Origin of the sequence: Ruegeria sp. ANG10 (assembly GCF_040705255.1) — a bacterium.
Classification (GTDB): domain Bacteria; phylum Pseudomonadota; class Alphaproteobacteria; order Rhodobacterales; family Rhodobacteraceae; genus Ruegeria.
The window spans coordinates 123966-135200 of sequence record NZ_JBFCVU010000006.1 but is presented as its reverse complement, the minus strand read 5'-3'; the positions used below and the strand labels follow the sequence as shown (position 1 = coordinate 135200).

The 11235-nt window shown below is 58.1% G+C and carries 9 protein-coding genes; 2 read left to right on the top strand and 7 right to left on the bottom strand.

All coding sequences use genetic code 11. The annotated features are described in order from the left end of the window. Position 1: 1 nt before the first annotated feature. Together AB1A64_RS14355 and AB1A64_RS14350 are read left to right on the top strand one after the other, a co-directional pair. Positions 2-1681: a thiamine pyrophosphate-binding protein gene (locus AB1A64_RS14355; RefSeq protein WP_366552031.1), complete on the top strand. Its 1680-nt coding sequence runs from the start codon at positions 2-4 to the stop codon at positions 1679-1681. 206 nt (positions 1682-1887) lie between these two features. Beyond that, positions 1888-2808: a LysR family transcriptional regulator gene (locus AB1A64_RS14350; RefSeq protein WP_366552030.1), complete on the top strand. Its 921-nt coding sequence runs from the start codon at positions 1888-1890 to the stop codon at positions 2806-2808. On the opposite strand, the gene AB1A64_RS14345 is transcribed toward AB1A64_RS14350, so the two are convergent. The 7 genes from AB1A64_RS14345 to AB1A64_RS14315 form a co-directional block, all read right to left on the bottom strand. Continuing rightward, positions 2805-5219, bottom strand: coding sequence for an FAD-dependent oxidoreductase (locus AB1A64_RS14345; protein ID WP_366552029.1), 2415 nt, complete (start codon positions 5217-5219; stop codon positions 2805-2807). The genes AB1A64_RS14350 and AB1A64_RS14345 overlap by 4 nt on opposite strands. After that, entirely contained in the window at positions 5220-5924 is a 705-nt protein-coding gene (locus tag AB1A64_RS14340; protein ID WP_366552028.1) for a hypothetical protein, read from the bottom strand. After that, positions 5917-6360, bottom strand: a complete 444-nt coding sequence (locus AB1A64_RS14335; protein WP_366552027.1) for an SRPBCC family protein — start codon at positions 6358-6360, stop codon at positions 5917-5919. Before AB1A64_RS14335 ends, AB1A64_RS14340 begins: the two co-directional genes overlap by 8 nt. 12 nt (positions 6361-6372) lie before the next feature. Beyond that, entirely contained in the window at positions 6373-7878 is a 1506-nt protein-coding gene (locus tag AB1A64_RS14330) for a trimethylamine methyltransferase family protein (RefSeq protein WP_366552026.1), read from the bottom strand. Between the two features lie 552 nt (positions 7879-8430). Beyond that, positions 8431-9579, bottom strand: a complete 1149-nt coding sequence (locus tag AB1A64_RS14325) for an amidohydrolase (protein ID WP_366552025.1) — start codon at positions 9577-9579, stop codon at positions 8431-8433. Positions 9580-9736: 157 nt separating this feature from the next. Beyond that, entirely contained in the window at positions 9737-10216 is a 480-nt protein-coding gene (locus AB1A64_RS14320; RefSeq protein WP_366552024.1) for a hypothetical protein, read from the bottom strand. A 232-nt stretch (positions 10217-10448) separates the two neighbouring features. Continuing rightward, positions 10449-11204 (bottom strand): MipA/OmpV family protein, encoded by a 756-nt coding sequence (locus AB1A64_RS14315; RefSeq protein WP_366552023.1) that lies wholly within the window; start codon positions 11202-11204, stop codon positions 10449-10451. Positions 11205-11235 lie beyond the last annotated feature (31 nt).

Sequence of the window (11235 nt, the reverse complement as noted above, 5' to 3'; positions counted from 1 at the left end):
GATGATTTATATATCCGGCGGTGAGGCCGTCTATCGCGTTTTGAAGGCCAATGGGATCGACACTGTGTTCGGCCTCTTAGGTGGATCGATGCTCGAGCTTTATGACGCGATGTATGAGGGCGGAGAGATTGCCTATGTCGGTGCGCGCGATGAACGCGCGGCGGGTCACATGGCCGATGCTTGGGCGCGTATGACCGGCAAGCCAGGCGTGGTTTTAGGCGCGCAGGCCGGTCCCGGCGTGGTGAATATCGTGACTGCCGTGGCCGAGGCGCATCTAGCCTATTCTCCGATGGTTGTCATTGCGGGCGCGATCACCCGTGCAGATCAATGCAAGGACACTTTTCAAGAGGTCGATCAGGTCGCCCTCTTTGCGCCGATCTGCAAGCGGTCGGTGATGGTAACTGATCCTTCGAGGCTGGCTCCGATGCTTGAGGATGCCATTCGTTTGGCCAACACCGGTCGCCGAGGCCCCGTTGTGCTGCATGTCCCACGCGACCTTTTTGCTGAAGAAATCCCCGCCATTGATCCCAAACCGCTAAGGATTGCGCGCCCGGGGCCAGCCGCTCCTGCTGACGTCACCACCATTGCCGCGTTGCTGGCCGGGGCGGAACGCCCGGTGATCTTTGCCGGAGGTGGTTTCAAATGGGGCGCGGGTCGTGATGCGCTGACCGCGCTGGTAGAAACACTTGAAGTGCCCGTTGTGGCCTCGACCGGCCATGCAGATGTGATGCGCCATGGCCACCCCTGGTTTGCCGGACAAGCCGGACCGCGCGGCAACCGCGTGGCCAGTCGTCTGACGAAAGAGGCAGATGTGATGGTCGTGATTGGCGCTCGTCTTGGCTTCAATTCAACCTTCCATTCCAACGACTACGTTGGTGCAGATACCCGCATCGCGCATGTTGATGTCGAAGGCTCTGCCGTTGGTCGATATTTCCCTGCTGAAATCGCGGCTCAAGGTGACGCGCGCCTTACGGCCGAAGCGCTGACCGAGGCAGGCCGGAAGCCAAATTGCGACGCATGGCGCGAGAGCTTCAAGGCGGATATGGACAGTCTTTGGGCTGAACGGGCCGAAGAGGCTGTAATCGAAACGCTGCCCTTGCACCCTCGCCGCGCTTTGGCGGAGCTGCGCAATGCCTTGCCTGAAGACGCCATTGTTACGCTTGATACCGGCAACACCTGCCTTCAGGCCGCGGATCGCCTGGCCCATTACGAACCAATGTCACTGATCACACCGCTGGATTTTGGTCTAGTCGGCTTTGGTCTTGCCGCAGCGATCGGCGCAAAAGCCGCGGCCCCTGAGCGTCCGGTTGTTGCGATCATGGGCGACGGTGCTGTTGGTTACACTATGATCGAGATTCAAACCGCCATTTCGCATAGGCTTCCGATTACCGTCGTGGTGCTCGACAACGAGGCATGGGGCGCTGAGAAAGCCTATCAGCAAGAGTTTTACGGCAGGCGTCTTCTGGGCGCGGAAATTGAAAGCCCCCGCTTTGACAAATTCGCCGAACTCTGCGGTGGCAAAGGCATCTGGGTTGACGGCCCCGGCGGTATGGGCCCCGCCCTGCAAAAGGCTATCGCATCGGACCAAACCACTGTTATCCAAGCCAAGATCGACCCCGCCGCGCTTATGACGCTGCGCAAGGACCTGTTCAAGGCACCGCAGAAAGGGGCAAAGGCATGAGCGCCTGGGCTCCATCATCATCGACGCTGGTAACACGGCTTTTTGTGCCGCGCATGCAGCCCGCGAAAAGGGCGCAAGCGTGTTGATGCTGGAATCTTTGCCCGAGGCTTAAGCCGGGCAGTCTCACTCGATCAAAGTTTCGACTTGACCTGTGATGAATAGCAATAAAGAAAATCACCTGTTATGTGAAATCTACTCAGGTTCAAATGGCAGAAGGCCCCTTTCTTGATTTGCGTCATCTTAAGATGATCCGCGCGATTGCCGAACACGGGCGTGTCAATGATGCGGCCGAGGCTTTAGGGGTCACTTCGTCGGCTCTTTCGCATCGCATCAAAGAAGCCGAGCGACGGTTGGATCTGGTTCTGTTTACACGCATCCACAAGCGCCTGCGCATGACCCCGGCGGCAGAATATCTTGCCGATGTCGCGGATCGCGTTCTGACCGAAATGGACCGGGCCGAGCGCGATGTTCGGCGAATGGACCGCGGTGTGGAGCATGTCGTGCGCATCGCGGTCGAAACCTACAGCGCGTCGCATTGGTTGCCCGATTTCACCCGCTATCTGCAAACTCGGCTACCTGGAATTGAGCTTCAGGTCATGGCAAGCGTGACGCGCAAACCTGCCGGCGCACTTGCAAACAGGCATGCCGACATCGTTATTACGTCAGAGGACGCAACGCCCATTGGAACGCATTGCGTTCCATTGTTTAGGGACGAGTTGCTGTTCATCTTCGCACCAGATCACCCCCTTGCCGCAAAAACTCATATCGAAGGCAGCGACATCGAAGGGGAAGACTTCATCACCTACGCCCTGACCCCTGAGCCGGATCGTGAATTTGCCCGGCTGTTCCGCCCATCCGGGCGCTATCCACGCTGGACCACAACGGTAGAGATGCCTGAAGCCATTGTCGAACTTGTGGCCGCTGGTCAGGGCAGCAGCGTGCTTGCTGGCTGGGCCGTGCGCCCGGCCATCGAAGCCGGACGTATAGTCGGCCTGCGCGTCGGCAAGGACGGAATCGAAGTGGCTTGGGTCGCAATGATACGATCCGAAGACAGGGGCACAGGCCCCATTCTGGAAGTCACCCAAGCTCTTGCGCGGTGGTCTTCGGCAAACGGCGGGTTCGGTTAGGACCGAAGCCTCTCGTTTTTTGGATCGTACACATGGTGAGAATGGCACGTTGCCGAGCGCAACTCGCCGAAGGCCTGAACCAAACAGTCCTCTCCCATCTCGAGCGAACCATTTTCGACATAGCCAAGCGCCAACAACTTGCCTGTTCGATAGCCCATCGAGACCGACGTCAGATAACCGATGACCCGCCCCTCTCGGATGATCGGGTCGGATGGCAATGGCTCTGGCCCGGGATCGGTGATCTCTAACCCGATGAAGGCCCATGAAGCTTCCTGCATTGCCTGTTCTTCAACGGCCTGCCGACCGGTAAAAGGCTTGGACATGTTCGCAAACTTGGAAAGACCGGCATCGAACAGCGTGTATTCAACGCCAAAGTCCGCGCCCCAACCGTGATACCCCTTTTCGACGCGCATGGCATTCAGCGCGTAAGAACCGAAATTGCAGATGCCATGCGGCCTGCCCGCCGCCCAGATCGCGTCGTAAAGGGCGACCAGATCTGACGAGGCGACATGAAGCTCCCAACCCAACTCGCCCACGAAGCTGATCCGCATGGCCGTGACCTGCATACCTGCGATCTCGATTTCGGCCAGGCTCATCCAGGGAGCATTGGCCGCGCTCAGGTCATAGGCGGTGAGTCCCTGCAACAGATCGCGGGATTTGGGACCCATCACCAAAAGCGCGCCATCGCGAGCGTAACCCTTGGTCAACCGAACGTCGGCATCGCCGCAAGCGGTCTCAATCCAGTCGAAGTCGCGATCACCAGCCAGGGTAGGGCCACACAGCAGAAATCTGTCGTCGGCCAAGCGGGAAATTGTCGCTTCTGACCATATATGTCCCTTGGGTGTCAGCATATAGGACAGACGCACCCGACCGACGGGCGGCAACGTTCCGCAGACTACTTTATCAAGCACCTTGGCCGCGTCGGGCCCGTCCAGGGTAAATTTTGTGAAGCCGCCATGGTCCATGACCCCGACTCGATCGCGAACCGTTTCACATTCAATCCGCACGGCATCCCGCCAGGGCTCGTGGCCGAAGCTCAAAGCGCCTGGATCGTTTGTCTTGCCCAGATCGAACCAGAACGCCCGTTCCCAGCCGCCGATTTGTCCCATGACCGCGCCCTGTTCGACAAGTTGCGCGTATAGCGGCGTCTGGTTGAGCGGTCGCCCGGACTCCATGATCCGGTGCGGATAGGGGATCGCATATTGCAGGTCATAGTGCTCGGACGCGCGGGCCGCCGCGTAGTCTTGCGTGGCCCATGCGCCAAACCGGCGGGGATCCCAGGCGGACAGATCCCATTCGGTTTCGCCCGTCGTCAGCCATTCCGCCATGGCCTTGCCGATGGCCGCCGAATGGGTGATGCCAATCTGTACGCCCGTCGCGTGATAGAAATTGCAGGTACCGCCAGCAGGGCCAACCAGGGGAAGCGCGTCCGGTGCATATGGGATCGGGCCATTCACGAAACGCTGAGCCCCAGCTTCAGCAAGCAACGATACATGGGCAGAGGCCGCTTCGAACACCGCCATCATCCCGTCGATATCATCTGCAAACAACTGATGGTCAAAGTCCTGGGGCACCCCATCTTGCCAGACAGGGCGGCCTTCGTGGGCATAGGACCCGAGTAACAAAGCGTTTCGTTCGCGTCGGAGATAAAAGCGCAAGTCGGGGTCTCGGATCAATGGAAACGTGTCGGTGTCCTTCCCGAGAACCGCAAGAGGCGATGTCACCAAATATTGGTGTTCAAGGGTGACGACGGGCACGTGCATGCCCGCCATTGCCGCAATCCGTCCGCCGCTTGAGCCCGCCGCATTTATCACGGTTCCCGCGACAACGGTGCCAGTTGATGTTTCAACCACCCATTCCCCCGACGCGCGCTGACGCAATCCGGTGACCGGCGTGAACCGATGAACCTTTGCACCTAAGTCACGGGCGTGTTTGGCCAGTGCCTGGGTCAACTGACTGGGGTCGATGTCGCCTTCATAGGGATCAAAAATCCCCCCATGGATTGTATCATCCGCCTGCCAATAAGGATGCATCTGTTCGATCTCTGACGGAGTCAGCATCGACAGCTCAAACCCCGCCGATCGAGACACACCACACAGGTGTTGGAATAGTTGCATCCGCTCAGGCGTGTGAGCAGGCCAGATAGCGGATGTATGCCGATAGGTGATCGGTGCGACCGGGTCTTTGGCAAGCTCCTTGTAAAGCTGCCAGGCATAGTTTCCGGCGCGCATGCCCAACCACGAGTTAGCGTAGGTGGGAATATTGCCCGCAGCATGCCAGGTCGACCCCGCAGTCAGTTCATTCTTTTCAAGTAGAACGGCATCGGTGATACCCGCCTTGGCCAGATGATACAGGATGGCCGCACCAACTGCGCCTCCGCCAATAACAACAACCTCTGCATGGCTTTGCATTCAGTGCGACTCCAACAGTCTTCCAAAACCAGTGATCGGATCGGTTATGCCGACGGTGCGCAGCGCTTGCCAATAGACCGCCGCATTGCAGGCCACGATTGGTTTGCCGTGGGTTGCTTCCAACGCGCCGATCATGGCCACCACGGGTAGCGCGGTCCCGACTTGAAGGATAACGTCGCAATCCGAGGCAGCGACCTCAGCAAAGACGGACCGGATATCGTCCAATGGAGTTTCACAGATGGCAGGAAGCGAGGGTGCTTCGGTGCCCTTGATCGCGACCACCTCGAACCCGGCGTCTTCAGTGTTCGCTTTCACCACAGCATCGACTTCAGCGTTGAACGGCGTGACAATGCCAACGCGCGTCGCCCCCAAAGCGCGCAGCCCCGCATAATCGGCCTGCGAAGCGCCAATCACCGGCACGCCGACCTGCTGTGCGATATCTTCGCACCGTGCCTTCAGTTTGTCCGGCCCGCCGGGCCCTGCGTCGGTTGTCAGACCGACGGCGATTGCCGAAGGCGCACAGTCCATCAACTTGGCCGCTTCGTCGGGCAGGTCATCCGACACCGCCTCGCCCCCCAAACGAAAGCGCTGCATCTGGTTAGTCACACCCTTCGGTCGCAGCAATTCCAGCTCGGGCTGGACGACAGTATTCATCGCAGGCGTCATGACGCCAATCACGGCGCGAGGGGCAAGTGTGTCAGCCATTCTCAGTCTCCTTCAGGAATTGGTTCAGTCCGATCATGCCACCGATATAGATCTCGTCGCCGACGGTCTTTTCCATTTCATCAGCGACCCCGGGAGCGCAGTCGAATTGGCTTTCCCAGATGCCCATAGTTTGGCGTGTATGGGTGATCGGAATGAACCGATGCGTGGACACGTACCTGGTCACGGGAAGCGCACTTTCGAGGATGTTATAGGTATAAGAATGATCGGTATCGGAATGGGCCAACAAGGTTTCCCGGAACACTGTGCCATCGGCGATGTCCAGCTTGCGGATGGTTCCGATGGCAGTCGGGGGTCCATTCTCCAAGCTTGCACCTACCACGCCCGGATTCCAATGCACTACACCGTCAAAGGCGCGGACGGCGGCCCAGACTCTGCTTATGTCACCGTCGATGACCATACTTCTGAAAACGTGCATGTCGGCTCCTCTTTAGGGCTGAAGATGGATAGGATAGCTGGCGCGAATACGCGCTTCAGCCTCTGCATCAAGATGCGCTGAAGGTTCTGCTGCCAGAATCTCGGCCACGCGGGCCCTTGCCTGATCCCAGATTGAAAGACGGCCTGCCGCAACCCAATCATCGACACTTTGGCGATCGGCAAGAGCCGGATAATGATAATCTGACTTCATGCGCTTGAGCGTTTCTATTTCCCCCAGATAATGCCCGTCCTGGGTGACGACGCGTTCCACCGCGTCCAGATCGAGTGTCGCCACACTCACTTCAATCCCCCTGATGCTGCGCAGGATTGCCCCACACATGTCGTCATCGATCACCATCGCTTCGGGGCTGGCCACCATGATCGAGCCCAGCATCCCCACGGAAAGGTTGATCATGTCGGCCCCACCATGCCCGGCCAGGGCGACGGTGTAGCCTTTTTCATAGCCCGCTTGGGCATCCACCATCTTGGAATCCGTCATGCCCGCCGAGACTGTGGATGGTAGGCCGATATGAGCCAGAAGCTGGGCCGCGGCAGCATTGGCGATCGCTGCTTCACCGCTGCCACCGCTCATGGCTCCGGTGCGTAAATCGGAAATGAAGGGCATCAGCGCATAAATGCACGGGCTACCCGCCTGGATACCGTCAACCACCACTAGGCCAGCGAGCGACTCTGCCAAGCCCTGTGCCAATGCGCCGGCCAAAGTGACCGGACTTGTCGCACCTGCCTGGCCAGCCGAACAAATCTGCGGGATCATGCCTGACTTCACGGCCTTCTCCAGCATCAGAATTCCTTCGGCGCTATAGGTCAGCGGGGGAACCACATGGACAATCACTGCCATGCAAAACGGTCTTTCCCGAAATGCATGTTTGTGGCCGAGCGCTATATCGAACATCTCGACTATCGGGTCGACGTGGTCTGGCTCGCAAAAGCTGATGCCAATTGGTTTCGAAGTGGCTTTGAGGCAGGTAAACGCGGTGTTGATGTCCAGCTCGAACGGGTCTGTCAAATCCCTGGCAACAACGGGCCGTACACCATAGTGGATATTCGGCGACGCATCCAATACGCGCATCAGATCGTAGAGGTCGCTCAGCGAGCTGTCCTTGTAGGCGCTGGTCTTGGCATCCAGAGTCTGAACTGCCGCTCCGCCGGTCCCGATGTGAACCCGGCTGCCGCCGACCTGCAAATCCCTGTCTGCAGTGAAACCCGGTAACGTGATCCTTCTTGGAGCGCGCGACAGTGCATTTCTGATCATCTCATTAGAAAAACAAAGGCGGCCATCAGGGCGATGCCACGCCCCTGCAGCAAGCGCCCGTTCGGTCGCCTCTGCTGGCAATCCGACCATACCCACTGTCGAAAGAATGTCATAGGCTTGCGCCTCGATGGCTGCCAATTCCAACGACGACAGCGGCTTCAAAGCACCCCCAATCTGAATTGAAGGCGGTGCGCCCGGTTTCAATCCGGTTTCTGATGTCTCTTGTATTCGCGTGCGTCTAACCATCTACGCCCCTCAACAACACCAATAAAACGCAATTGTCTTGTGTTGAGAATTCAATAAACCGGCTCAGATGGTGAACAAAATTCATGAATGGTCTTTGGCGTTGCCTTGCGCTGCATGTGTCTCATCGCAACAGTTCGGATTATCTCAAACCAGTGAATGTCTTGCTTTTGAAAAAGGCTTTCCCGGGACGTTTGTGTTCCGCCCATGCCACTATGGGTTGTTGAAGTAGATATTGGAGTTCAACATTCTAAATGTCCGCTCCATCCCAAATTGGGCAGGTCAACAACGCCGACCGAGGTGTGAACGCCCGGTTTTCTCGCCGCGCTGCGGTACAACTGCCGATTCCCATGCAGTAAAATATCCGCTGCAAGCGTGCGCAGCGAAAAAACCAAATTCACAGAATGGGCTCTCTCCCGCTGTTCTCTATATCCTGAACAAATGCCGGGATTTGGAGTCCAAAATGTCCGGTCCCGTGATGCAATCCGGTAGTTCTGCGGACAAAGTGAGCCTTTGACCAGAAGCGACGAATGGCGGCTTTTCGAAATTGCAGGCTCACCCTCCCAAGAGATCCCTCGCTATCCGTTCAAAGATTTTGACACCCATCGGCAGCAGATCATCGGGAAAATCATAGTCGGGCGTGTGAAGCCCGGCATAATCTTCGCCGTGCCCCAAGCAGAGCATTGCCGCTTTTGCGCACCAGCCGAACACTCCAAAATCCTCAGACGCGCGCATTGGCAGCCCGTAGTCGCCATTCTCGATCCCAAGCGCATTCATTGCTTCAATTGCCACATTGGTCGCTTCGGGGTGGTTGATCGAAGCTGCGAAGTCATCGAACACTTCGAATTTCACCGTTAGCCCAGCCTCTCGCGCGGCTTTGCTGGCCAGACGGCGCGCTTCGTTCGACATATCTGCCATGGCCTCGTCGCGCGCGGTCCGCAATGTCGCGTAGATCACCGCATCACCCGGCGCCGTGCCAAAGGTCGGTTCGCCTATTTGGACGTGCGTTATAGTGACGAGGCGAAAGTGATCATCGAGTCTTCCGCCGTGTCCCAGGTCGTCAAGCTCTGGGACGAGTTTCACCACCGTTCGCGCCGGAGAAACACCGTCTTCCGGATCAGCGGCATGGGCTGTCTTACCTGTCAACCTGATCTGCAGCCCCTGGGATGCACAGTTGATCAGCCCAGCCCGGCTTGAGACATAGCCCCAGGGCCGGCCGGGCTCGATGTGTATGGCAAATGCCCAATCGGGCCTGATCGCCTCAAAAGCCGGGTCCGCTACAACGGCGCGGGCCCCGCTGCCGTCTTCCTCGGCAGGCTGGAACATCAGGACCACGCGACCTTTTTCAACCGGCCTGCGCGAGAGCAGACGGCCGAGCCCCATTAAAAACATCATGTGGCCGTCATGACCGCAAAGATGCCCCTTGCCGGGAACCTCAGATGCCCAGGGATTGGCGGATTTCTCATGAATGGGCAGCGCGTCCAGTTCTGCGCGAAACAAAACCGTCGGGCCTTCCTTGCCACTGTCAAACACGGCCGCCACGCCGTGGCCACCAAGGCACCTCAAAATCGTTGTTGGAGCCAGCGCTGTCAGCTCTCCGGCAATCGTCTTGGCGGTTTCGATCTCTTCACCAGACAGCTCGGGGTGACGATGCAATGCGCGGCGGAGTTCGGTCAGTTCCACACGATCAGAATTGCTGAGCAAGCTGCTACCCCCATGTTGCCGGTGTTCCGGGTGTTTATCCTATTCCGCACTGCATTGGCGCGAAACCAAATGTCGCAGCGACCACTGCTTTTGCCATCAAAGCAAAACGGGCGCCGCGGTTGGCGTAGCGCCCATTGAGGTGCAAAGCACTTATCGACTACGAACAGGTTGCGCTCAGCAGAAGCGTCTCATCCAGCTCCAGCTTGTAGTCCAACGCGCCATCCTCGGCGATCGTGAGTGTGTTGGTTTCCAGAACAAACGTGTTGTCCGGCAGGAAAGTGACTTCCTCTCTCACGATTGACCCGTCTTTCCAGAACGTGGCCTCGTGGGCAGGCAGGAAGGGCAGCACAGTGCCATCGGCAAGATGATGGTGATCTTCGCCGCGGCGCACGATGCCGTCTACGTCCCAGACCATCTCGATGACGCCGTGTTCCTTGGTCTTTGTTGCGAAGGTGACGGTATCGCCATCAACATTGACCTTGGCGGATTCGAAAAATTCTGACATGTCGCCACCGGTCTTCTGACAGGTGTCGTAGCTTGAGCGGATGTGGTTCAGCGTGCCAGTTTCGCCGCTGGCTTCGACTGCAAAACCGAGTGCGATACAGGCGGCAAGCGTGGGTGCGAGATAGTGTTTCATGTCAGGTCCTTTTTCAGATGGATGCTTGAGACAGAACCTATCTAGACCGCGCGCATTTCTGGTGTTTGTACCGCGTGAAAAGATACGTAAAGCTCTGACCCATTTCCAAGATCAGTAGCGAGAGCTTCAAACAGCGCGCCAAAAAAGATGACCCGAACGCCGAGGGGGAAGCGTCCGGGTCAGGAGGTAAGTGAGTGGTGTCTTATTGGTCTTGGGGAGAATTGAGTTCGGATCAGAAACTGTAGGTGACGCCGAGAATGAGGCTGTAGATATCATCCTCATCGACAATGGGGCTGTCTGAGACATTGCTGGGCAGGAAGTCCGCCCGCGCGGTCCCGATCAGGGTCCAGTTCTCGTTGAGTGGCACAAAAGCATTGACCGCGGCATAAGGGATGATGACGTCACCGGGGGCATAGGCCGGTCGACTAGCACGCGCTTCCGAGGGAGAGACCCCCCAGATGAAAGCGCTCAGATCTTCGCTTTGCCAGGCCGCGCCCGCGCTGAACTCCAACCCCACCCTGCCGATCTGGGTGCCGTAGCCGAGATCCAGCACCAGCTCCTGCCCGTCATGCTTGCCGGTGAATTCCTGCCGGAAGGTGAGATCAGCGCCGAAGCCATTGCCCAGATCGTATTCCAGCCCCAAGGCGACGTCACCCGTCACCTTGCGGTCGATCCCATCGAGTTCGGGCGCGTCGGTCGAGAACAGCCCAGTAAAGCGTGGCACAAGCCCCGCTGAGAAGGTCAGGTGTTCGGTAGCGTAGAAATCATATTCAACTCCAAATGTCCCGATGGAAAACGGCCCGTTCCGGTAGGTGAGCGCCGGATAGGGAAATACTTCAGTGTCTTCATCAAGATAGGGGTTGGTGGCGATAGCTGCGACGACGCCAAGGCTCCAGCCATCGCTCGGCCCATCTTCCTGCGCGATGACCGGCGTGGCCAGGGTCAACGCCACTAGGGCCGCTGTGGGGGGTCTGATCGAATAGGTCAAGCCAAGTGTCCTTTGATATGTACGCTGATGC